The 23,334-nt window shown below is 60.9% G+C and carries 22 protein-coding genes; 8 read left to right on the top strand and 14 right to left on the bottom strand.

Annotation, left to right across the window (positions count from 1 at the left end):
* Nucleotides 1-60: 60 nt before the first annotated feature.
* From dgt to TERRO_RS16800, 7 genes are all read right to left on the bottom strand, one after another.
* On the bottom strand, nucleotides 61-1,185 hold the full coding sequence (gene dgt, locus TERRO_RS16830) for a dGTP triphosphohydrolase (RefSeq protein ID WP_245536134.1): 1,125 nt from the start codon (nucleotides 1,183-1,185) through the stop codon (nucleotides 61-63).
* Between the two features lie 56 nt (nucleotides 1,186-1,241).
* Entirely contained in the window at nucleotides 1,242-3,338 is a 2,097-nt protein-coding gene (locus TERRO_RS16825; RefSeq protein ID WP_014786899.1) for a tetratricopeptide repeat protein, read from the bottom strand.
* Between the two features lie 122 nt (nucleotides 3,339-3,460).
* Entirely contained in the window at nucleotides 3,461-5,065 is a 1,605-nt protein-coding gene (gene purH, locus TERRO_RS16820) for a bifunctional phosphoribosylaminoimidazolecarboxamide formyltransferase/IMP cyclohydrolase (RefSeq protein WP_014786898.1), read from the bottom strand.
* A complete protein-coding gene (locus TERRO_RS16815) occupies nucleotides 5,052-5,423 on the bottom strand; it encodes a HepT-like ribonuclease domain-containing protein (protein ID WP_014786897.1) in 372 nt (123 codons plus the stop codon). The genes purH and TERRO_RS16815 overlap by 14 nt, the downstream gene beginning before the upstream one ends.
* A complete protein-coding gene (locus tag TERRO_RS16810; protein ID WP_014786896.1) occupies nucleotides 5,410-5,715 on the bottom strand; it encodes a hypothetical protein in 306 nt (101 codons plus the stop codon). Before TERRO_RS16810 ends, TERRO_RS16815 begins: the two co-directional genes overlap by 14 nt.
* Before the next feature lie 27 nt (nucleotides 5,716-5,742).
* Nucleotides 5,743-6,648 carry a dihydroorotate dehydrogenase gene (locus TERRO_RS16805; protein WP_014786895.1) on the bottom strand — a complete coding sequence of 302 codons (906 nt, stop codon included), beginning with the start codon at nucleotides 6,646-6,648 and terminating at the stop codon, nucleotides 5,743-5,745.
* 11 nt (nucleotides 6,649-6,659) lie between these two features.
* Nucleotides 6,660-8,336 (bottom strand): alkaline phosphatase family protein, encoded by a 1,677-nt coding sequence (locus TERRO_RS16800; protein WP_014786894.1) that lies wholly within the window; start codon nucleotides 8,334-8,336, stop codon nucleotides 6,660-6,662.
* A gap of 85 nt (nucleotides 8,337-8,421) precedes the next feature.
* On the opposite strand from TERRO_RS16800, the gene serS reads away from it, so the two are divergent.
* The 4 genes from serS (at nucleotide 8,422) to TERRO_RS23840 (ending at nucleotide 11,118) form a co-directional block, all read left to right on the top strand.
* Nucleotides 8,422-9,786, top strand: a complete 1,365-nt coding sequence (serS, locus tag TERRO_RS16795; protein ID WP_014786893.1) for a serine--tRNA ligase — start codon at nucleotides 8,422-8,424, stop codon at nucleotides 9,784-9,786.
* Nucleotides 9,787-9,792: 6 nt separating this feature from the next.
* Nucleotides 9,793-10,173 carry a hypothetical protein gene (locus TERRO_RS16790; protein ID WP_014786892.1) on the top strand — a complete coding sequence of 127 codons (381 nt, stop codon included), beginning with the start codon at nucleotides 9,793-9,795 and terminating at the stop codon, nucleotides 10,171-10,173.
* A 73-nt stretch (nucleotides 10,174-10,246) separates the two neighbouring features.
* On the top strand, nucleotides 10,247-10,924 hold the full coding sequence (locus tag TERRO_RS16785; RefSeq protein WP_014786891.1) for a LolA family protein: 678 nt from the start codon (nucleotides 10,247-10,249) through the stop codon (nucleotides 10,922-10,924).
* A gap of 62 nt (nucleotides 10,925-10,986) precedes the next feature.
* Entirely contained in the window at nucleotides 10,987-11,118 is a 132-nt protein-coding gene (locus TERRO_RS23840; RefSeq protein ID WP_014786890.1) for a hypothetical protein, read from the top strand.
* Between the two features lie 119 nt (nucleotides 11,119-11,237).
* Here the strand turns inward: TERRO_RS23840 and TERRO_RS16780 are convergent, their stop codons facing one another.
* The 5 genes from TERRO_RS16780 to tsaB all read right to left on the bottom strand — a co-directional run bounded on the left by TERRO_RS16780 (nucleotide 11,238) and on the right by tsaB (nucleotide 15,080).
* A complete protein-coding gene (locus tag TERRO_RS16780) occupies nucleotides 11,238-12,239 on the bottom strand; it encodes an Asd/ArgC dimerization domain-containing protein (protein WP_014786889.1) in 1,002 nt (333 codons plus the stop codon).
* A 61-nt stretch (nucleotides 12,240-12,300) separates the two neighbouring features.
* Nucleotides 12,301-13,155, bottom strand: coding sequence for a CDP-diacylglycerol--serine O-phosphatidyltransferase (gene pssA / locus TERRO_RS16775; protein ID WP_014786888.1), 855 nt, complete (start codon nucleotides 13,153-13,155; stop codon nucleotides 12,301-12,303).
* Nucleotide 13,156: 1 nt separating this feature from the next.
* Entirely contained in the window at nucleotides 13,157-13,819 is a 663-nt protein-coding gene (locus tag TERRO_RS16770; RefSeq protein WP_041592684.1) for a phosphatidylserine decarboxylase, read from the bottom strand.
* Nucleotides 13,820-13,863: 44 nt separating this feature from the next.
* A complete protein-coding gene (locus TERRO_RS22315) occupies nucleotides 13,864-14,421 on the bottom strand; it encodes a GNAT family N-acetyltransferase (RefSeq protein WP_014786886.1) in 558 nt (185 codons plus the stop codon).
* A complete protein-coding gene (gene tsaB, locus TERRO_RS22310; RefSeq protein WP_014786885.1) occupies nucleotides 14,418-15,080 on the bottom strand; it encodes a tRNA (adenosine(37)-N6)-threonylcarbamoyltransferase complex dimerization subunit type 1 TsaB in 663 nt (220 codons plus the stop codon). Before tsaB ends, TERRO_RS22315 begins: the two co-directional genes overlap by 4 nt.
* A 312-nt stretch (nucleotides 15,081-15,392) precedes the next feature.
* Here tsaB and TERRO_RS16755 point away from each other — a divergent pair, with 312 nt between their 5' ends.
* The 4 genes from TERRO_RS16755 (at nucleotide 15,393) to TERRO_RS22305 (ending at nucleotide 20,472) form a co-directional block, all read left to right on the top strand.
* Entirely contained in the window at nucleotides 15,393-16,940 is a 1,548-nt protein-coding gene (locus TERRO_RS16755; RefSeq protein ID WP_014786884.1) for a PQQ-binding-like beta-propeller repeat protein, read from the top strand.
* A 3-nt stretch (nucleotides 16,941-16,943) separates the two neighbouring features.
* Complete coding sequence (locus TERRO_RS16750) at nucleotides 16,944-18,563, top strand: PQQ-binding-like beta-propeller repeat protein (protein WP_014786883.1); 1,620 nt, start codon at nucleotides 16,944-16,946, stop codon at nucleotides 18,561-18,563.
* Between the two features lie 152 nt (nucleotides 18,564-18,715).
* Nucleotides 18,716-19,057, top strand: coding sequence for a PadR family transcriptional regulator (locus tag TERRO_RS16745; protein ID WP_014786882.1), 342 nt, complete (start codon nucleotides 18,716-18,718; stop codon nucleotides 19,055-19,057).
* Entirely contained in the window at nucleotides 19,054-20,472 is a 1,419-nt protein-coding gene (locus TERRO_RS22305; protein ID WP_014786881.1) for a TIGR03435 family protein, read from the top strand. Before TERRO_RS16745 ends, TERRO_RS22305 begins: the two co-directional genes overlap by 4 nt.
* Before the next feature lie 535 nt (nucleotides 20,473-21,007).
* Here TERRO_RS22305 and TERRO_RS16735 read toward each other — a convergent pair.
* Together TERRO_RS16735 and TERRO_RS16725 are read right to left on the bottom strand one after the other, a co-directional pair.
* Nucleotides 21,008-21,460, bottom strand: a complete 453-nt coding sequence (locus TERRO_RS16735) for an REP-associated tyrosine transposase (protein WP_014786880.1) — start codon at nucleotides 21,458-21,460, stop codon at nucleotides 21,008-21,010.
* 297 nt (nucleotides 21,461-21,757) lie between these two features.
* Nucleotides 21,758-23,200, bottom strand: coding sequence for a DUF1015 domain-containing protein (locus tag TERRO_RS16725; RefSeq protein ID WP_014786878.1), 1,443 nt, complete (start codon nucleotides 23,198-23,200; stop codon nucleotides 21,758-21,760).
* Nucleotides 23,201-23,334: the final 134 nt, after the last annotated feature.

Genomic DNA, 23,334 nt, shown 5'->3' with positions numbered 1-23,334 from the left:
GATGTCACGACTATCTGCTTGGAACACTGCAGGTTGATTCTGAAGCCGATGTCTCGCTCGTTAGCGGAGCAGCTTCGATGCGACCCAGAACTGCTGCAGGATGTAGTTGTCGGTCATACCGGCGATGTAGTCGGCGATGACACGCGGCAGGCCGTCGGTTGCGCTCTCTTCGATGTAGCCCGCAGGCAGATGCTCCGGCGAACGCATGTAGTGGTTAAAGAGTGTGGTGACCACGTTCTCTGCCTTGTCGTGCTCAGCCTCGAGAAAGTCGCAGGTGTACAGCACGCGGAAGAGGTAAGCCTTCTCCTCGCGGCGCTGCGCTTCGTAGACAGGCGAGAAGGTCGCGACGCGGTGCGGGCAGGCGCGCACACCGGCGAGGGAGAGCAGGTTGTGCTCGCGGACGTTGCGGACCGTGTTGGTGATCAGGTCTTCCGTCAGCTCGGTCTGCATGACCTGCAGCGCTTCATGGAAGAGAAACTTGGGTTCTACGCCGGGATGATCACGCTCCACCTGCTCGTAAGCGCGGCCCATGATGGTGATGTTGGCGCAGATGTGGTCGATCTCAAGGAGGCCGGACTCCACGCCGTCATCAAGGTCGGCGGTGAGGTAGGCGATCTCATCCGCCAGGTCGATGAGCTGTGCCTCCAGCGGTGGCCGCTGGTCGAGGAAGTAGGGTGCGAGCAGCGGGTGATCGCTGGAGCTGTAGTCGCGCGAGTGCTTCACGATGCCTTCGCGCACGCCGAGTGTCAGGTTCAGGCCGCGGTGGGCGGCGTACCAGTCTTCGAAGTGCTCCACGATGCGAAGGGCATGCAGGTTGTGATCGAAGCGCAGGCCGTGTGCCTGGAGGCATTTGTCGAGGGCGCGTTCGCCTGCGTGGCCGAAAGGTGGGTGCCCGATGTCGTGCACGAGTGCGAGTGCTTCGACGAGCTCTTCATTCAGGCACAGTGCTCGTGCGACCTCGCGGGCGATCTGTGCGACCTCAATGGTGTGGGTGAGGCGTGAGCGGAAGTGATCGGATTCACGGCTGGTGAAGACCTGCGTCTTGCCCGCGAGGCGCCGAAAAGCGCGCGCCTGCACGATGCGTTCGCGGTCTCGTGCGAAGGCGGGTTTGCGTGGGTCGTTCTCGATGGTGGTGCGGCCGGCGGGCTCGCTCCAAACGCGCGTGGAGAGGGTGTGCTCCTCCACGCCTTGCACGCTGAGTGCGCGCAGGTCCGATGCCCTTAGCGTTGGAGCGGACGCGCTTACGGAGTCACCTTCACAGAGGCTGCGTTCTTCGCGAGCTTCACCTTGGCCGTGTCGAGACGCTTATGTAACTTGCTGACATCATCCGGTTCAATGTCGGCCGGCAGGGAGCGGCTGTATTCGGTCAGCGCGCGCTCCCACTGGGCGACGGCCAGCTTCAGTTTGCCCTGCTTCTCCAGGGCCTGACCCAGGTGGTCGTGGACGGTGGGGTCCGTGGCGTTGCGGGCAACTGCCTTCTGCAACTGATCTTCGGAGAGGGCATACTCGCCCATCTTGAAGTAGACCCAGCCCATCGAGTCGAGGTAGGCGTAGTTCTGCGGATCGAGCTCCACGGCCTTCTTTACCATGGCGAGAGCTTCCGGCAGCTTCACGCCGCGCTCGGCAAACATGTACGCGAGGTAGTTAAGTGTCTGGGCATTGTTGGGGTCTATGGTCAGAACCTTGCGTAGCCAGGTTTCGGACTCGTCCTTCTTGCCCTGCTTGTCATCGATGGTGCCGCGCAGGAAATACAGGTAGACCTTGTCTTCGTTCTTTTGCGAGAAGACCTCTGCCTTGTCGAGAGCCGCGTTGGCTTCATCGTAGCGGTGCAGGCGGATCAAGGCTTGTGCCAGCGTGAGGTAGGTGACGCGATCTTCGGCCTTACCGTTGAGTTGCTTCTTCAGCAGGGTAAGGCCCTCTTCTGCCTTGCCGGTGTCGGCGAGCTGGCCTGCGTACAGGATCTGTGCCTCGCGATCGTTTGGGGATTCCTTCGCGGCTGCCGCGGCCACGGCGGCTGCTTTATCCCACTCATGCGCATCGCGGAGTGCGTCCACTTCACCGCCGATGCCACGCATCTTCATTTCGCCGCCAAGCGATGCCATCTGCTTGTAGACGTCGACGGCTTCCGTGATCTTGTTCTCCTCGCGATAGAGCAGCGCCAGGCGATCGAGGAAGATGGCGCGATTGTTGCGCTCGGCGTCGGTGTAGGCTTCCGGTGCCTTTGCGGTGGCGGTCAGCACTCCCTTGAGCGAGTTTTCGGCGTCTGTGTATCGGCCCAACGCGTCGTAGAGCAGTGCTTCATTGAAGACCAGCTCTTCAGAGTCGGGCACCATCGCCTTCGCTTTCTTCAGCGTTGCGAGTGCTAGGTCGTAGTGGCCCTGGCGGCGTTGGATTTCGGAGATCTTGATGTAGCTCTGTGCGTCCTGTGGCTCCGCGGCGACGATGGCGTTATAGATCTTCAGCGCGTCATCCATGCGGTCGCTGGCGAGTAGAGCGTTTGCGAGGCCACGCTGCGCGTCGGTGTTTTCGCCCTCGATGTCCAGAGCGCGCTGGTAGGCCGCGGCAGCCTCCTTCGGCTTATGGAGCTGATCGTAGCTGGCGCCGATGGCGAGCTCGATGCGGACGGAACGATCGCCCTCGGGCAGGGCAGTCAGCGTGTTGATGACGCGCTGGGTGTCGCCCTGCTCGCTGTATAGCCGTGCGAGGTTCAGCAGTGATTCTTCACTGCCGTTGTCCAGGCCTTGGGCTGCTTTGAACTGTGCCTCGGCCTTTGCAGACTCGTGGCTGACCTCGTAGAGCTGACCCAGCAGCAGGTGATTCTCTGCGACATTCGGCTCAAGCTTGACGAGGGTTTCGTACTCTGCGGTGGCAAGCTGCACCATCTGCGACTGCGCCGTGCCCTGGGCATCGCCCAGCGAGCGGTAGTAGACGCGGCCGAGAAGCCGGTGCGCTTCGATATCCTGCGGATTCTTCTTGACCTGGTCCTGCGCAACCTCGACAGCCTCGCGGATGCGGCCCAGCTTGAAGTAGAGGTCAGCCAGGCCGTCCTGCAGGAAGGTGGACTTTGGATCAGCGTCCAGAGCCAGCTTGTACTGCTCGATGGCCTGTGTGGCGTAGTCGCTGCGGCCCTGCGTGGTCGCGAGGTCCTCATAGATATGCGCCAGGCCGTAGTGATAGTAAGCGGCGCTGCTGCCCGTGGAAGACGGTGCCACGGTCTGCGGAGGCAGAGCCGTGGGCACGTTTTTCTGGGCGATGAGCGGTGCGGCAGCGCAGAGCGCTACCGCTGCAAGCAGGGTACGGAGGGAGGAAACGCTGACAGCGTTCTGCGGACCAATCATCAGAAGAACCAATCCTTCTGCCCGGTGTCCGCTCGCTTGCGCGACCAGGCTTGCAAAGAGGTGTGCTTCAGGTTAGACGAACATGGGGCGCAGGGGGATGCCGTTCTGCGGAGAACAGCATTTTATCCGTGTCGAAAGTGTCGCATTCCTGTGAATACCATGGCAATCCCTAAGCGATCGGCGGCTTCGATGACCTCCGCGTCGCGGACGGAGCCTCCGGGTTGGACGATGGCCGTCGCTCCGGCCTGCGCCACGGTTTCCAGGCCGTCCGGGAAGGGGAAGAAGGCGTCGGAGCCGGCGACGGTGCCGTCGAGCGGCAGAACGGCCTTCATGGCGCCGAAACGGGCGGCGTCCACACGGCTCATCTGGCCTGCGCCGATGCCGACCGTCTGGCCGAAGACTGTTCCATCCGCGGCAGTTGCGGCGCGAGCGTAGACGATCGCGTTTGACTTGACGTGCTTTGTTACGGTCCAGGCGAAGCGCAGCGCGGTAAGTTCTTCCGGTGTGGGCTGGCGCTTGGTGACTACCTTCAGTTCGACCGATGCGAGTGATCCGCGGTCAGCATCCTGCATCAGCATGCCGCCGCTGATCTGCTTCAGAGCCTTTTTCGGGTGGGCTGGATCGATCTGGAGCAGGCGGAGGTTCTTCTTTTTGGCGAGCGCTTCGAGCGCTGCGGGGCTGAAGGAAGGGGCGACGATGGCTTCGACGAAAAGCTTGCCGATCTCTTCCGCGGTGGCGCCGTCCAGCTCACGGTTCAGGCCGATGACGCCGCCGAAGGCTGAGATGGGATCCGATTCCAGGGCGCTCAGGTAGGCATCGACCAGTGATTTGCCGGTGGCTGCGCCGCAGGGGTTGGTGTGCTTGATGATGGCGCAGGCGGGTTCAGTGAACTCGCTGGCCAGCTCCCAGCACGCGTCCAGATCGACCAGATTGTTGAAGGAGAGCTCCTTGCCCTGGAGCTGCGTGGCGTTGGCGATGCCCTTGGTCGTTCCGTCGGTGTAGATGGCTGCAGCCTGGTGTGGGTTCTCGCCGTAGCGGAGGGTGCCCTTCAGCGGCAGGTTCAGGCGCAGCGCCTGGGGCACGGCAGCCTCGTCGACGGTGGCGGGCTGGGTGTGCGTGCCGTCCGGCTCGGAGAGTGTTTCGAGCGCATTGGAGATGGCGGTGTCATACGCGGCGGTGGTCGCGAAGGCAGCCTTGGCGAGGCGCCAGCGCGTTGCCAGCGAGAGCGAGGCGCCGTTGGCTTCCATCTCATCGGCGATGGCTTCGTAGTCGGCCGCAGCGGTGACGATGGCGACGTCGTTGAAGTTCTTGGCGGCGCTGCGGACCATGCTGGGGCCGCCGATGTCGATGTTCTCGATGATGTCGGCGAAGGCGACGCCGGGCTTCGACGCGGTCTTTTCGAAGGCGTAAAGGTTCACAACGACCATGTCGATGGGCTGGATGGCGTGCTCGGTGACGGCAGCGACGTGCTCGGCGTTGTCGCGGATGTGCAGGATGCCACCGTGGACCTTGGGGTGCAGGGTCTTCACACGGCCGTCAAGCATCTCGGGGAAGCCGGTGAGGTCGCTGATGTCACGGACGGCGAGGCCGCCATCGCGCAGCATCTTTGCGGTGCCGCCGGTGGAGACGAGTTCTACGCCCAGGGCGCTGAGGCGCTTGGCGAATTCGAGGAGGCCTGACTTATCGGTGACGCTTAAAAGGGCACGGGTGATCTTATTCGCTGGCACGTTCTTCTCCGAAAGCTTGCGGCTCCAGCAACATGGAAATCTGTTGCGCGAGCACGGGCAGGTTAACTGTTGCTATGTCCCAAAGAAGGAACAGGGAGGTCTTGTAGTAATGGTGCGTAAGCAGATGACGGAACGCGATAATCTTCGCGGAGTCAGTGATCCGCCAAGCAAGGTTGGGGTCTTGTTTCAGCGCTTGCGTGAACGCTTCGGTCACAATCTGCAACCCACGTTCGATTGCCAGAAGGCGTTCGTCCGAAGCGCGGAGTGCATCCAGTCCGCCATCCTGAACTAATGCCTGGACCAGGTTGCCGTACCGGACGATATCGTGCAGCCACTCCTGCGGATCACGCTGTGGCACGGAAGACGCTCAAAGAGACTTGCCGTAGGTCATGCATTCGAGACTGTTCCTCGAACATGTGTTTCTCCCACAAGTCGACAGGACGGAGGAAGATGCGCTGCAGACCGAACATCATTTCGAAATATCGATCGGAATATCCGGAGAGCTTCGAGGTGTCGAAGTCCACGACAAAAACGGGTTCTACCTGATCTTTGACGTTCCGCACATATGCAGAAATGCTCAACGCGCCTGACTTGACACGCAGATGCTCGATCTCTTCTGCGTGTGCGTGGATTTTATCCTCGACCGTCATGTCCAAAGTCTAGCGCAATGCGCGCTCTTACAGCCGCAAACCGCCTGTGAGATCAGCCACTTTCGCGACATCGTGGCTTATGCACCAGCGCTCGAGGTTGTTGGCGATCTTCTCTGCGGCGCGAGGATCGGCGTAGCTTGCGGTGCCGACTTCGACGGCGGTTGCGCCCGCCAGCAGGAACTCCACGGCGTCTTCAGCCTTTGCGATGCCGCCCATGCCGATGATGGGGATGTTGACGGAGCGGGCAACATCCCAAACCATACGTACCGCGATGGGTTTGATGGCAGGACCGCTTAGGCCGCCGGTGATGTTGGCGATGCGCGGTTTGCGCGTCTCCGTGTCGATGGCGAGCGAAAGGAAGGTGTTTACCAGCGAGACGGCGTCGGCGCCTGCGGCTTCCGCAACGCGTGCCATGCCGCCGATGTTCGTAACGTTGGGCGATAGCTTCACCAGAAGCGGCCGCTTGCTGACGGCCTTGCAGCGCGAGACGAGTTCGCCCAGCGACTCAGGATCGGTGCCGAAGACCATGCCGCCGTGCTTGGTGTTGGGGCAGCTTGCGTTCAGCTCGTACATGACAAGGCCTTCGGCCTTGTTCAGCCGCTCGATGACGCCGATGCAGTCTTCGATGCTGTAGCCGAAGACGTTCGCGATGCAGACGCTGCCACGCATCTTGCGGATGCCGGGCAGTTTGTCTGCGATGAATGCGTCGACACCGATGTTCTGCAGGCCGATAGCGTTCATCATGCCGCCGGTAGTCTCGATGATGCGCGGTGCCTTGTTGCCGTCCATGGGGTGCAAGGACAGGCCCTTGGTGACGAACGCGCCGATGCGGTCGGTGGAGAGGATCTCCTCGAACTCCACGCCATAGGCGAAGGTACCGCTCGCCGCAATGACGGGCGAGCGGAGTTCGACGCCGGCGATTTTGACCCGCATATCCGGCTTGCTCACTTGCGCTTCACCGTTCCGGTCATCGAGGTCACTTCTGGCTTCAGAGCCTCCAGGCGCACATGACCCACCGCTGCAGAGGGCCGGTTGACCCGGAGCAACGATGCGAAGGTTGCGGCGATATCTACCGGCTCGACCTGGTTGTGATAGGTCCCGGGCTGAAAGGCGGCACCGAAGAAGTCGAGCGGCACGTGCCGGTCATAGGAGTTCGCGGAGTAGTGGGTCGTTCCCATCTCTGAGCCGTAGTACTGATAGGCGCCAAAGTTCATGTGCACTGCCCAGCGGATGGCGGGGGAGTAGCTGTGCAGTTCGCGGCGACCCTGATCCGTATCGGGCACCTGTCCGTTGCGCAGCTGGCTTGCGGTGTAGACGAATTGCACACGCAAAGGCTCCGGCAGACGGCCAGCCGGCGCGCCGGTCTGGGCTGTCGTGGAGGCCGGCAGACTGGCGAAGTAGTCGCGGACAGCGTCTGCCGTCGCATCTTCTGCCTGCTGCTCAGAGATCCCCTGGGCCTGAAAGGGCTCCGGGTCAATCTGCAGCCATGGCGATTCACCGCCGAGGACGTATTTCACATTGCCCTTAGGCTTGAACTTTGCCTGCAACGCCTTCTCGACGTAGTCCCACATGGGCCGCGTCGGTACACCGTGGGCTGGCATGCCCATGGCCACGGCTGCATTCACGCTGGGCGCAACACCATGGTCGCCCGTCATGGAGACCACGACATTCTTCAGGCCGATGGTGCTGTCGATCCACGTGAAGAAGCGGTCAAGTTCAATGTCAGAGGCGTCGATCAGGGCGCGCTGCTGGGGATCGTCCGGCCCGACGCGGTGGCCCATGATGTCTGTCGACGAGACGGAGATCGTGATGAGGTCGGTCACTCCGGCCTCGTTGTGACCCAGGTGTTCGTTCTGGATCAGCGCCTTCGCAAAGTCGAGCTGATAGGCCACACCGGCCTGCGTCGCACCCACTTTTTCGTAGAAGCTGCCTTCCGGGATCTTCGAAGCAGCCCGCGCCTTCGCCACGGCATCGCCGCTGTTAAACGCCTCTACCCACGCGGGCAGCTGCTTCTGCCAATAGGTTGAGGTGATCCAGCGACCGCTCTCATGGTCGGTCCAGAAGGCGCCTTTGGTCGCGTGACCGCTGGTCAGGATGGCTGCGCGATCCTTCAGCGAAACGCCGAAGACGCGCGCCTTGCCGCTTGTCGCCAGTACGAGTTCGTCGCCCAGGGTGGAGGCGACCTCGTAGTGCGGCGAGGCTCCCGGCGAAACTTTGGCTCCCGCCGGCTGACCCACGATGGTGTAGCGGTCGTCATCGATGGACTGCACATAGCGCAGCTTGCCGTCCGGACCCTTTTCATACCAGTCATTCACGGGCACGCCGTGGCCGTCCGTGTACGCTCCGGTCCCGATGGTGGAGTGGCCGGGGCCCGTGACCAGGTTGGCGTAGTCGTAGTAGCAGTCGGTGTAGTGAGCGCCCTGCTTCAGGAAGAGGTTCCAGCCGTTCTTCGCTTTGAAGTCGGCTCGGAAGCGATCCAGGTAGTCACCGCGGAACTGGTCGAAGACCAGTTCGATGACGAGCTTTGGCGAGCCGTCATAGGCCGCCGCGCGGGCAGGCGCAGCGGTGGACAGGCACAGGGCGGCAGAGACGGCGGCAGCAGCAAGACGGCGCAGGAGCATACGCCCATGCTAATTCGGACGCGCGGAAGGAACGTATCAGGCCGATGATTTTCCGCGCCACCGCCAAACCCGATACCATAGACGGATGCTCGATCTCGCATACGTCCGGGGCAATCTCCCGGAGGTGGAAGCCGCACTTCGCCGGCGTAACGCCGACCCCGCTGCCCTGTTGGGCAACTTTGCCGATATTGATGCGGCCCGCCGTGAGGCGATCACCAGCCTGGAAACGTTTAAGGCGCGGCGCAATCGCCTGTCGGAAGAAATCGGCAAGCTGAAGCGCACGGGCGGTGACGCCGACGCGCTGACGGAAGAAGTCCGCACGCTTCGCGAGGAGACTGAGGCGCTGGAAGAGAGTGCCGCCGCGCATGATCTGAAGTTGCGCACGATCCTTGAGGCAATCCCGAATCTGCCCGATGCCAGCGTGCCGGAAGGCCGCGACGAGCATGGCAACTCCACGGAAAAGACGTGGGGCGAGGTCCCGAAGTTTGATTTCAAGGCGAAGCCGCACTGGGAGTTGGGCGAAGCGCTCGGCATTCTGGATTTCAATCGTGCCGCGAAGATCAGCGGATCGCGCTTTGTCGTTCAGATTGGCGCAGGTGCGCGGCTGGAACGGGCTCTGGCGAACTTCATGATCGACCTGCATACCGGCAAGCACGGTTACACGGAAGTGCTGCCGCCGTACATGGTCAACTCAAAGTCGCTCTTTGGAACGGGTCAGTTGCCGAAGTTCGCGGAAGATCTGTTCCATTGCGACGACAAGGGCGCATACGTTCCCGGTGAGTTGCAGGAGAACGATCACTGGCTGATTCCAACGGCGGAGGTTCCGGTAACGAATCTGTTCCGCGACGAGACGATCGATTGCGATCCGACCATCAGCCTGTGCGCTTACACGCCTTGCTTCCGCAGTGAGGCCGGCAGCTATGGCCGGGACGTTCGCGGCATGATTCGCCAGCACCAGTTTCAGAAGGTGGAGCTTGTGAAGTTCACCACGCCGGACAAGAGCGCGGAAGAGCATGAGACGCTGACGCGGCACGCGGAGACCGTCCTGGAGACGCTTGGCCTGCCGTATCGCCGCATGCTGCTATGCACCGGCGACATGGGCTTTGCTTCGCAGAAGACGTACGACCTTGAGGTGTGGCTGCCGGGGCAGGAGCTCTATCGCGAGATCAGTTCGTGCTCCAACTTCGGCAGCTTCCAGGCACGGCGTGCGAATATCCGCTTCAAGCCTGCGGGCGCGAAGAAGACGGAGTTTGTGCACACACTGAACGGCTCCGGTCTGGCCGTAGGCCGCACCTACCTGGCGATCCTTGAGAACTATCAGCAGGCCGATGGGTCCATTCGTGTGCCGGAAGCACTGGTGCCGTATATGGGCGGTCAGACCACGATCGGTCAGCAACACCCGCTCGCTTCGGGCAAGGGTTCGCTGGCCACGGGCAAGGCAGGACTTTAAAAGACAATGTTCAAGATCGTTCGCAACTATCTTTTCTGGAGCTACGAGCGCGGCTCGTTCCACTATGACGTCATGGTGACGATGGTGCTGCTCTTCATCTTCGTTTCGCCGCGGTTTATCAACTTCCGCGATAAGCCTGTCTACAACCTGCCCTCGCAGATCGTCGTCGAGAACAACGGCGCGGGCGAACTGATCTACCAGGTAAAGCAGACGGACGTAGATCAGAGCTTGAAGAAGGTTGGCGGCTCCGATCCGGAACAGCGTACGCGCCGCGCTCTGCGCCGGCTGATTGAACCGATCGCGGGCGACGTGCTGGTGGAACGGTACGAGACGATCCGTGGAACCGACGGATCGGTGCAGGCCTATCGCGTCTGGGCGCACCGGTAGGTTTATTCGCGCAGAGTCAGCGCACCTACTGGCGCATCTTTGTGTCTAAACATGCGAGGCCTTCAGGAACACCATGAACCGATTTGCACGAATGACGATTGCCGCACTTTTTTTGTCCGCGACCACGGTGGCCGCACACGCCGCGACTGATCCCGTACTGGACAAGGTCTTGCGTCAGCTTGACACTTCTTCGGTAAAGTTCCAGTCCGCCGAGGCAGACCTGCAGTGGGACAACTACGAGAAGATCGTGAAGGAAACGACCTCGCAGTACGGTCAGACGTACTTCCTTCGCAAGGGCGGCACGATTGAGGTTGGCATCACGCTGGCTCAGAAGCAGGGCGCGGCTCCCACCAAGTACATCCACTTTGCGAACGGCAAGGGTGATATGTACGACGCCGTCGCGAAGAAGGTGACGGGGTTCAACGCGGGCGAGAACCGTTCGCGTGTCGAGAGCTTCCTGGCTCTTGGTTTTGGCGGCAGCGGCAAAGACATTGAGAAGTCGTACACCGTCGCGTTGCAGGGTATGGAGCCCGTCGACGGTGTGACCACGGCCAAGCTTGACCTGGTACCCAAGGACGCGGAGACGGCTCAGACGTTCAGCCACATCACGATGTGGATCGACACATCCCGCGACATCCCGTTGAAGCAGGTCACGTACACGCCAGAAGGAGATACCCGCACGGCGTTCTACCGGAACGTTCGGTACAACACGCCAGTGGATACGAAGAAGTACGCCTCGCCGAAACGTTAGGCCGATCTTCGTACAGGGGATCCACCGCTGTCGTTTACGATGTTGATGAGGAGATTCTTGCGATGAGCCATGAAGTTGAGCAGCCCTGGATTGAGCGTAACTGGCAGGTGTTGGTGATCGCCTTTGGTGTCGGCGCCGTAGCGCTGCTGGCCCTTTACCACCCGGGCTATGCCCATCCGTTCGGCACCTACTAGGCCCTCGGACTAACCACCGATCCCGTTTATCGTGCAGCCATGCGACAGGGATCCGCTTCTCGTCGGCATCGTTGATGCTGACAGAAAGGCGGATCCCTTTGTTGCGTTACGGGCGATGGTTACTGGACGGTGCCCAAGGGTTTCAGGCGAGTCAATTCCAGCGCGCATGCGACTGCAGTCCGCGCCGTCAGCTTCAGATTGTCTGCGGTCATCCAGATCGCATAGCGTGCATTGTCTGGTGAGGGCTTTACCTGCAGCAGGACGCGACCCTGACCGGCGCTGCTGATGTTGCTGGGCGGCTCTTCGCCCGCGATATCGATGTACTCGGACGAGAGCGCGGCCTGCAGGGCGCCGGGCGTCAGCGGCTGATCGAACTCAAGGAACAGGGAGACGCCGAAGCCGTGAAAGACGGGAGCCTGGATCAACTGCAGTAAGGGCTGCGGCAGTGTCGAAACCAGCCCGCGGAGATCGCGCCGGATACGTTCTTCACTGAGCGCAAGCGGATTGCGCGCGGCCTCGCCTAGCGTGGGCAACAAGTTGAAGGCGACCTGTGCGTCGAACTCTTCCGTAGGAACTGCCTGAAAGCTGAGCAGATTGATGCTCTGCTGCTGCAGTTCGTCGAGAGCGGCGCGGCCATTTTCGCTGGCAGGCTGCAGGACGGTGGCTGCGGCACTGCGTAAGTCGCCCGCTCTACCGGCAAGTCCGAGAACGAGCGCGAGCATTGTTGCGACCGGGTGTGCGACACGTACGGAGTTCGCTTCCAGGTCCAGCGGAGCGGCGTCGCCGACCAGCGGTGAGCGGACTGGGGCGGTCGAATCGAAGTCGGAGCCGGTCACGTCGACGACAGAGGCGCCCAAAGCGCGCGCGGTCTGGCCGTACTCCTTGAGCATCTTTGCGTCGGCGAAGATCGCAACATCCAGATTCTCAAGCGAGGCCGGCTCCAGCGTCTGCAGGAAGGCGGCTTCGTCGCCGATGGCTTCCAACGTTCCGCCGGCCTCTTCCGTGTCCAGAAGGATGGTGTTGGCTGCGGCCAACGGACTTTCAGCGATCTCGTCGCCGATCTCCTTGCCCAGCAGGGAGGACGCGCCGACCACGGCAATGCGGTATTGAATCTTTTTCATAGCTCTCATCTGATGCGGTAGGGTCGTGGCTGATGCAAGGTTACGACTGCACGGTGGTGAGCTAGCCTTGTGTAGCGTTGGGCAACGGCATGCCGAGGCGCCGTGCGCGCCGGGACTGCGCGGCGTACAACAGACGAGCGCCCATGCCGCTGACCATATAGGCCAGTGCCATGGAGATCAACAGATACTCTGAGAATTCCGTCAAGAGAACGCCGAGCAGTACAAGCAAGACGAGAATACGTGTCGGCTGTTTGTCGACCAGCGTGATCTCTTTGCCGCTCCAGAAGCGCCAGCGGCTGACCATCAGGAATCCTGTGAAGAGCAGCAGCGCCAGCCAGACAAGTGCAATCCATGGATTGTAGATCGGAGACCCATTGAAGCAATGAACCACGCTGCTGATGACGCCTGCCGCTGCTGGGATGGGCATGCCGACGAAGTAGCGGCGGCCGGGCCGGCCAGGGTTGCTGGGCTTAGGGTTCAGCGTGACGTTGAAGCGCGCGAGCCGGCATGCACCGCAGATCAGAAAGAGGAAGGCCGCGACCAGGCCGAACTCGATGATGCGGTGATGCAGTGATACGTTCGCCAGCGGTGGCAGCAGGCGGAAGCCCCAGGTGTACGCGAGGATGGCGGGAGCGACGCCAAAGGTGATGACGTCAGCGAGCGAATCGAGCTCGCGGCCAAAGTCACTCTCGGTGTTGGTCATGCGTGCAATTCGACCGTCCAGGGCGTCGAAGGGCAGCGCGAACATGATGGCAAGTGCAGCCCGGTCAAACGGCGCGTGGTCTGCGGCAGATGCCTGCATGCTCTGCGCGATTGCGTAGAAGCCCAGCGCGATGTTGCCACCGGTGAAGATGGAGGGCAGGACATAGAGTCCGCGGCGCGGTCGCTTGCGTGGCCGCACAGTGGTGTCGCCCACGCTAGACCTCAGTGGCTGCGACCGAAGATCCGTCGTCGCAGGCGGAGTGGGTGGGAACGACTGCAAGGATGGAACTACCGCCACGGACGCGGTCACCGCGGCGAACGCGGAGGTTAGCGTCTGCAGGCATCAGGACATCGACGCGCGATCCAAACTTGATGAGGCCGAAGCGCTGTCCGCGCTGCAGATGGTCGCCCACCTTCACGGTGCAGACGATGCGGCGTGCCAGAAGGCCCGCGATCTGCTTGACCTGGATGGAGCAATCGCCGTGTTCGATCACGACGACATTCTGCTCGTTCAGCACATTACTGTCCGCGCGCATCGCGTTCAGGAAGAGGCCTTCCTTATGGTTGACGGCGGTCACCGTGCCCTCGATGGGCGAGCGGTTCACATGCACGTCGAAGACGCTGAGGAAGATGCTGATGCGGAGACGGCTGCCGTCCGGCGTCTCGATCCACTCTGCTTCAGTGACCTTACCATCGCCGGGCGAGACGATCTCGCCGGGCCCGGAGGGGATGCGGCGCGACGGATCGCGGAAGAACCACAGAAAGAAGACCGCCAAAATGAGCGGGACCACGCCGATGCCCTTTGACCCGGTTAGTTGCCACAGAAGACCGGCAACCACGAGCAAGCCAAGAGCGTAAAAGTATCCGTCACGAACCATACAGCGGTAATCATACCGCTTTCGGTGTCCGCTCAGGTTCAACATCAGGGCGCAGACGGAGCCTTTGAGTGCATTAATCCGTCAGATGTTCGTGCCATAGCGGGTGCAATCTGCTTTTCCATGTAAATCGCGTCTTCCAGTGGGTTTGCGTAATACCCGGGCCGGATGGCGACGTCGGCGAAGCCGCTGCGGCGATAGAGCCGGATGGCGGGAAGATTGGAAGTCCGCACTTCCAGTCGCAGGGTAGTCCCAGCGTCGCCGGAGCTAGGCAGGGCAGCCAGCCAGTCTTCTACGGCCTGAAGCAGGGCTGCGCCGGTGCCGCGGCCGCGATGATTTGGATCAACTGCGATGCTCTCCAGTTCGGCTTCGATGGGGTAGATGGATACAAGCGCAGAGACGACTGCGAAGCCGTCGATCTCCAACTCGACACGGGATTCGTCACCTTCTGCGATCAGGACGATTCGCTGCACGGAGTCGGTGGTTGGGGCAGCGATGGAGTCGCGGAACTGTTCGGTCGTCCAGTGCGGTGCGGTTGGACTGGCAGTGGTGATGCGCTGAATCGCCGGGACGTCTGCGGGCGTAGCCGGTCGAATACTGATCATGAGGAGAGGGCTGCTGCGCGCAGTCGATGGAGTTCGGCGTCCGGGATGCGGAGGTAGTTGGCGTCGAGCAGTGCAGTGTCTGCGAAGTGGCCCCGGAGGAGCATGGCTGCGGCGAGCGGCAGAGCCTGCTGCACTCCTACGGGTGGGATCAGGATTGCGGCTGGGTGGAGCGTTGCGAGGCGGTCTTCCATGACGATGACGGGCTCGTCAGCGATCTCGGCGAGGGCAGTGTCTCCGGAGATCATGGCCTCTTCGAGACAGGTTCCATTGTGGTAGCGACCACGGAAGATGTCACCGCGCCCGGCATCGATCCAGGCCTGAACGCCGTTGTTCACAGGCGCTTGCGCGGCGAGTATGGCGAGACGGCTGATGGCGATGAGCGGCTTGTCGAGGGCTTGCGCGAGACCTTTCGCGGCGGCCAGGCCGATGCGTACGCCGGTGAAGGAGCCAGGGCCGCTGACTACGGCGATCGCGTCGAGATTGGCTGGTTTTACTGGGGCTTGAGCGAGGACTTCCGAGAGGGCGGACATTAGTAGTTCTTGTGTTTCGCGGCCGGGGAGATCGCGTTGCGCGAGGATGGTTGCGGCTGCGTCATCGACGGTGGCTACGGCGATGCCGCCGCCGGTACCGCAGGTGTCGATGAGGAGGAGGGTGTGCATCGCTTTGATGATACGTCTCGCTGATTGCTTCGTTTATTGGGGAAATGTTGGTCGGGTTGGAACTTCTTTGGCTTTGGTTGCGTCCTCGTGAGGGTGCGGGATTGCGTGGATTGAATTGCTTGACAATCGTTTGCCGCCAATGGGATAAGTAGTGCGCTTCCAAACGAGCGGCAGGGGCGTCCAGATTCCCGGAATTTAGGGTAAATTGGGCCGCAAAACAAGCTGTCGGATGGATGGAACGGGCACTTATGAGACGTCTCAGAGGGCTGTTCCTGAACTGAATTTACTTGCGGTACGAGAGAGGTCATCTGCATGCAGAAGAGAGTGTTGTGGTCGCTATGTGTGGCGGCCGGATCCTGCGCCTGTGTCTGGGCTGCCAACTGGCCCAGCGTTGGCGGCAATCCGCAGCGGGATGGCTATGTCAACCCGGAAACGCACATAAGCGCGGCGAACGCCAAGGACGTCAAGCAGCTTTACAAGCACAAGTTTGAGACGAAGGGTGTTGTCACCTCCACGATCGACCTTGAGCGGATTATCGGCATTACCGGGTTCCATGAGTTGCTGTGGACGGGTTCGTCGGCCGGCGATGTTTGGGTTACGGATGCCGATCTGGCTTACGACTTCAAGCATGTTACGGTGCCTGCGAAGGGAACGGCTAAGAGTTCGGCCATGTGCCCGGGTGGGATGACGGCTCCGCCACTTCTTGCAGGTGGCAGCACGGTGGGACGGTTTGGTGGCGGCGGCTTCGGTCGCGGTACGGTTGCCGTGACCTACGTGCTGAATGGCGACGGGATCCTGATGCCGTTGCGGCAGCAGGATGGCGATCCGACGTATGTTCCGGGACAGAAACTGGTGCCGGCGGCTAGCAATGTTCCGGCATTGAATATCTCGGGTGACGGCACGCTCTTCGCTGCGACGATCAATAACTGCGGCGGCGCTGGGAATGGACTGTATGCAGCGAACTTCAAGGCGCCCGAGACGGAGAACGAGCCGAACAAGCCGTTCAAGTCACCGGCGGTGTGGGGCAGCGTTGTCAGCTTCATGACGAATGGTGCGGGTTTTGCGGGCGCGGGCAGCACGGCGATCGGGACGAAGAATGATTTTGTCGTGGGTATGGTGCCCGAAGGTAAGGGCGATGTTGCCGGTGCTTACAACGACACTGTGCTGAAGCTGGATGCGAAGACGCTGACAGTGAAGGACTACTTCACGCCGAGCGACAAGGAGCCTGCTTACAAGGCTGGCGCGGCGGGCGTGACGCCTGCTGTGTTTGCCGAGGGTGGCAAGGACTATGTGGTTGCGGGCGATCGCAACGGCAAGATCTACCTGCTGGATTCGACGGCACTGGGCGGTAGCGATCATCACACGCCGCTGGCTTCCACGGATGTGATCGTTGCTCCGGATGCTTCGGGTAGCAGTGGGATCTTCGGCACGTTTGCTACGTTTGCCGATTCCGAGCATGGCAACACGCGCTGGCTGTTTGCGGCGGTTCGCGGACCGGTCGCAGCGAAGTTTGCGGGCGCGAATGGTGCGACTGCGAACGGCGGGATTGTGGCTTTCAAGATCGACTTTACGGGCGGACGTCCTAAGCTGGTTCCGGCATGGAGCTCGCCGGATATGGTCGGCGCTTCCGGACCGATCGTTGCAGCGGGCGTGGTCTACGGACTGGCCTCGGGCTGGTCTGCCAAGGGCACGAAGCCTGCTGTTCTGCACCTGCTGGATGCTGCTACGGGCAAGGCGCTGTATAGCAGCGCGCCTGCGGCCACCTACTCCTCGCAGCCGCTTGCCTTTGCGAACGGCCACGCCTACTTCGTTACGCACGACAACACGCTGTACCAGTACGGCATCCCCGAGGAGAAGTAATTCATGCGGAAGCTTTCGACACAGAAGACGTTGTCTGCCCTGGCCAGCGCAGCCCTGTTCTGCAGCGGCCTGGCACTGTTTTCCAGCGCGGCCGTCGCGCAGAACGGCAACTGGCTCACCTCCGGTGGAGACGTGCAGCGGAGCGGCTGGAACAAGGACGAGAAGACCCTGAACAAGAGCAACGTCGGCAATATGAAGCTGCTGTGGAAGACGAAGACGGACGTCTATCCACATGGCCTGCATACGCTGATGGATCCGTTGGTGGTGCAGAATGTGCCGACGCCCAGCGGCCCCAAGGAGATGGTGTACATCCTTGGCGTAGGCGACACGCTGTATGCGTTCGACGCAAAGAGCGGCACGATCGCGTGGCAGAAGCAGTTCAAGTACGAAGTGCCTCCGCCCGCACGTCCGCCGGACGGTGCACCGGCTCGTCCCGCGCAGGTGCTGCCGACGGACACGCGTCACTACAACTTCCTGAATCCGGGTGGCAGCACGGACGTGCCTGTGATCGGTGAGCCGGATGCCAAGGGTGTGCGGCCGATCTATGTGCTGGACGGCGGTGGGAACCTGCATGTTCTGAGCGACGTGACGGGCGAGGATCTGAAGCCGGAGATCAAGACCGGCGCGACCTCGAAGTTTGCGCTGCAGCTTTGGAACAACAGCATCGTCTACGCGGGACGTGGTGGTATCTACTCGGTTGAGCTGGCGACGGGCAAGGTCATTCCGTCGAAGGGCTTTGGCGGTGGTGGTGGTCTGTGGGGTCGCCGTGGACCGGTGATTACGTCGGACGGTGTGGTGTGGACGACGACGGGCGACGGCATCTATGACCCGAGCAAGCCGAACAATCTGGTGCTTGGCAATTCGGTTGTTGGTTTTGAGTTGAAGGACGGCGCGTGGCAGGTGAAGGACTGGTTCACGCCGCCGAACTGGGACTGGCTGCGTCGCCGCGATCTGGATCCGAACAACACGCCGACGAGCTTTATGTTCAAGGGCAAGGAGTACATGGCTGCTTCCGGCAAGGAGTGCCGCCTGTACCTGCTGGACCCTGCGAACATGGGCGGACCGGATCACCATGAGCCGCTGCTGAAGACCCCGCTGATCTGTAACGAGGCAGTCGACTTTGCCAGTGCGGGTAGCTGGGGCGCTGTGTCGTCTTACCTGGATGCAAAGGGAACTCGCTGGGTGCTGGTGCCGTTCTGGGGACCGAAGCATTCGGGGATCAAGTTCCCGATTGAGAACGCGCCTGCAACCAAGGAAGGTGGCGTGGCGGCATTCAAGCTGATCGAGAAGGACGGCAAGCCTGCTTATGAGCCGGTGTGGGTGTCGCGGGATATGTTCCGCGGTGAGCCGCCGATCGTTGCCAATGGTGTGGTTTATACCTGGGGCAGCGGCGATGACACGCAGCAGGTCTGGCCGGACATCGGTCTGAACTTTGACTCATCGAACCGTGCTGCTCTTTCAAACCATGTGACAGTGTTCGCGCTGGATGCGGAGACGGGCAAGGAGCTTTGGTCTTCGAAGGAGATCATTACCAGCTTTAACCACTTCACCGGGATTACCGTTGCGAATGGCAAGGTTTATATGAGTAGTTATGACGGGAATGTTTATTGCTTTGGGTTGTAAGTAAGTAGTGGTTCCGAGAGACGGCCCGCGCTTTGCGCGGGCCGTCTTTGTTATGTAGGTTTTCGACGACAGCGTATATCAGGATTCAAGCCCCACAGGTTTCATAACTCATCATTGCATCTATTCGGAAAGCGATATATCGTTTTCCAAGTATGCAACCGACTCCCGAAGATCTTCTGCCTCTCTCGCCAGCGACCCTGCACGTCCTGCTCGCGCTTACCAGAGAAGACCTACACGGCTACGGCATCATGCTCGAGGTCGCACGCCAATCTGGAGGAGCTTACAAGATTGGCCCCGGTACCCTCTACGACAATTTAAAGAAGCTGTTGAAGCTACGTCTCGTCGACGAGCGCCCTGCAGTCGCCGACGAACGGCGCCAGTACCATCTCACCGATCTCGGTAACTCTGTTCTATCCGCCGAAACCGAACGACTGTCATCCGTATTGAGGGAAGCACGCCGCGCTCTGCGCCTTCGCGAGGAAAGGCAATCATGAATACTATGCAACGCCGTATCTACGAAGCCATCATCGGTCTGCATCCCGCAGAGTTTCGCAACCGCTTTGGTCGGGAGATGATCCTTGATTTCGACGATGCCTGCGCCACGCATCGTCCAGCGGGTCTCTATCTCGATGCGTTGCAATCCATTGTGCTTCAATGGGCGTCGCAGCTCTTTGCCTCGGCAATTGGGCCTCGACCTGCGCAGGCCTCGCTGTTATCCGGACAGTACGTTTCACTTTCGCAACCCAATCCAAGCGCCTTCGAACTTATCCGGGCATCCTGCATTGCGATGCTCCTCTTCTTTTCAATAGGTTTCTCAGCCGCGACACGTCCAAGCGTCGGACAAATCGCCAATGCCGGCAGCCACGCCACGTCCGCCTCGAGCGCTCGTCGTTCCGTTCAGTCCTCGGCCCATAAATTCCACTATGCCGTTGCCTCGCGCGCTACCATCGCCACATTCGGACCACCGGACAAGTCACAGGGGGCCGAAGGAGGCCCAGCGATAGCCTACCGAGTGGATCTGTCTCCTGCGGTGGCGTACGTAGTGTTGCTCTGCCTTTACCTCACGCTCCGCAGCTATCTCCGTAAGCCTCGAGTTCTCCGCAGCGTCCTGGTAACTGCTATCATCCTCGCCCTTACCGCTCCGGTGCATGCGCAGACTAAGCAGGGCGTGCTCAGCTTCGACGTTGTCAGCGTGAAGCCAAGCGACCCTGCGAAAGAACACCTGGCGCTGTATTGGCGGCAGCCCAACGGCCTAAAGTGGGACGGCGTAACCCTGAGTGGTATGGTCGCAAACGCCTACGGCGTGAGCCCCATCGTCAAGGGGCAGATCGAGGGTGGCCCCGCCTGGAGGGGTTCGCGGGCATTCGATATCAACGCCAAAGTCGACGCCGAGACCGCCGCGCGTTGGAGCAAGATGACGCAGGCCGCAGTCGACGAAGAGCGCCGCAGCATGATGCGGTCGCTGCTTGCCGATCGATTCCACTTGACGCTCCATCATGAGACGCGCGAGATGCTGGCGCTGGTACTGCGCGTAGCGAAGAGCGGCTCGAAACTGCAATCTCCACAGCCTGAGCACGATCTGCAGGCAGGCACGCCTCTAAGTCGAATCAATTTCTTCGGTCATGGCCATTGGGAAGGGCACTCTGCACTGATGAGTACCCTCGTCAGGTCTCTCGCTTCCGAACCCGAAATCGCCGGCCGCCCGGTAGTCGACAAGACCGGACTTACCAGTGGATACGACTTCACACTGCGTTGGACCCCCGACGGTCCCGCTCCCCCCGACCCGAATGCGCAGTGGCCCTCACTGTTCACGGCCATCAACGAGCAACTAGGCCTAAAGCTCACGCCAGAGAAGCAGCCCATCGATATCATCGTCGTCGATTCTGTAGAAATGCCGAGTGAAAACTAGCCTTGGGCAAGTCTGTTTACTTTTCGAAAATCCCCGAGTTGGTAACGGGAAGTCGGCTTATCGGCAACGACCTGTGCATTTAGAGGAGGTGAAGCGGGTCTATCCGCTCTACCTCCTCCATCAAACGACAAATCTGTGATGGATGCAGTGGGTCGAGCTGCGTCCGCGGCTAAAGCCGCTCGAGATAACAGCGGTTGTTCAGCGCGCTGCCTTCTCCGTGGAGCTCGCGCTTTGCGCTTTCTCTTTATGGATTGCGCCGATGAGCGGATGTCGTGGTGTCAGCATCGATGGGGCCACTTCATTGGGGGCGCGAGACTATGAGGCGCGCCTTTGTCGCTGTTGCGGCGCGAATTCTGTGGTCAGCATAAGCGGAGCCGTGGCTAAAGCCACCGGTATGAAGCAGGTTATTTCAGCGCGCTAAAGCGCGCTGCTTTCTCCGTGTGCACTCGCGCTTCGCGCTGATGCTTTTAAGACACTTGTAATTGGAGAGGGCAGGGCCTTTGGGCCGCTGGATCGAGGCGGGTATGAGTAGGGTCTAGGTGAGGAACCATGGCGGTGTTGGGTCGATGAGGTGATCTCTTGCGGAAGAGGAGTATTCGAACTCTTCCGCTGTCTCTACTATTCGCGCTTCGACAGGGTTCTTCTCGATGTATTGTTTTGCAGCGATGTAGTCAGCCGCATCGATGATCCTGCGCTCGCGATAGCTTCTCTCCCACACGGCCAGCTTGCTCTTGAGGAGGAAGGAGTAGCCGCCCTTCAGAAATTGCATGGACTTCTCCAGCGATACATCCGGGGCTGGTGTTAGGAGCAGATGCATGTGGTCGGGCATGAGGACGAAGGCGTGGATCTGCATGCGGTTTTTGGCTCGGTTCGTTTGTAGGACCTCGACCATCAGAGAGGCGTTCGCAGTGGTTTGGAAGATTCGTCTTCGTTCGGCGCAGACTGCTGTGACGAAATAGGTCCGGACTTCCTGCGGCGCGAATCTCATGCTGGCAGCATAAGCGGGGCCGCGGCTAAAGCCACTCAATAATTTGAAATGGAAATCAGCGCGCTAAAGCGCGCTGCCTTCTCCGTGGGAGCTTAGCGCTGCGCGCTCGCTCACCTTGGCCCCGATGAAAACCATACCCAGGCTTTCGAACTTGTCTGAGATGTGGTCGCGCCTTTGGCGCTTGGCGCGATTGCTGCGTTGATTCGTTTGATCGTTACGTGGAAGAGCGAAGGGCATGGCTTGCGCCATGCCCTTTTGTGTTGATCTTGCGAGTGCTTTGTGATGGTTTGCTTGTTGTTAGTCGAGGGCGTAGAAGGCGAGGCCGCTTAGGAGTTTTGGGTAGAAGTCGGTGGATTTTTGGGGCATGACTTCTCCGCCGAGGGAGACTTCCTTCATCTGGTCGAGTGTTACGGGTTTGATGAGGAAGGCGATGTCGGCTTCTCCTCTTGCTACCTGGGCTGCTGCGTCTTCTGCGGAGCGGAGGTAGCGGAGGTTTTCCTGCTGGCGGATGCTCTCGGGGGTTAGTTCGAGGAGCTGTTCGAGGACGAGTGCGTGGAGCTGCACGACGTCCATGGGGCGCTGGCGGGGTGCGACGTGCTGGAGTGCGGCTTCGATGGCTGCTGGCTTGCCCTGTAGGAGGAAGGTGCCGTCCTTCATGACGGCGAGGAAGGCTACGCCCTTGGTTGCGGCGAGGGGCGCCACGCGTTCGGAGGCGGCTTCTACGCCTTCGGCGTCGGAGCCTGCTGCTGCGGACTTGGCTTCGACCTTGGAGACTTCGAAGAACTCGGCGGCCTTGTCGAGGAAGGCTGCGGAGGAGAAGTCTTTGAGGCCGTAGACGATGCGGTGGGTGGGGAGGATGGTGATGCCGGGCGCGTCGGTATTGACGAGCGTCATCATCATGGCGGCCTCAGGGAATGCGGGGACGGGGAGCGGCGGGCCGACGGTCATGTCGGCGTCGTTGGAGGGCGATTCGTCGGAGTCGCCGACCTGCTTTTCGGACTTGCCGCTCTGGCGCGTGGTGTCGGGCAGGCCGAGTTCGGCGGCGCGTTCACGGGCGTAGGCGGTGGAGGTCTCGTAGCGGTGGTGGCCGTCGGCGATGATGAGTTTCTTGTCGCTGAGGGCACCGACGATGAGGTTGAGGATGTGCGGATCGGTGACACGCCAGACGGAGTGGACGACGCCGTACTCGTCGGTTACGGTCTCGTCGGCGGGTGTTGCGGCTTCGCCGGTGGTGTTGCCGAAGACGAGCTTCTCGACCGTGAAGGAGGGGTCGCTGTAGAGCATGTAGATCTGTTCGCAGTAGGTGCGGGTGGTCTTGAAGAGGGAGAGGCGGTCGGACTTGGGCTTGGCGAGCGTCTGCTCGTGGCGGTAGACGACCTGTTCCGCGTAGTCATACAGGTGGCCGAGGCAGATGAGTCCGCGACGTTCGCGTACTTCCGAGGTGCCGGGGACGGTATATTTCTGGGCGTAGCCGTAGAGGGCGGGTTCGCGCTCTTCGACGAGGACGGCTTCGCGGCGCCAGTCCTGGAGGGACTTTGCGGCTCGGGTGTAGACGTTGTCCGCGTCGGTGTCGGCGGGGTTGCGCTTGCCGAGGATGACGCGGATGAGGTTGTAGGGGCTCTGCGCGTAGTACGCGTCCTGCATTGCCGGCGAGATCTTGTCGTACGGCTGGGTGACGACATCGCTGAGCTTGACCTTGGCCGTGTTGTAACGGAGAGCGCGGAACGGATAGATACGCATGCGTGCGGAACAGCTCCTTCGATGGGTTACGGAACCATTCTATCGGTCGGGCGGGTTGGGACTGCCGCAATGCGGCGTGAATACTCTGGAGGCCTGAGGCATCTGAAGAGAACGGTTCGTGATCGAACGAAATA

Origin of the sequence: Terriglobus roseus DSM 18391 (assembly GCF_000265425.1) — a bacterium.
GTDB classification, from domain to species: domain Bacteria; phylum Acidobacteriota; class Terriglobia; order Terriglobales; family Acidobacteriaceae; genus Terriglobus; species Terriglobus roseus.
This window is presented reverse-complemented; position numbering and strand designations above follow the sequence as displayed.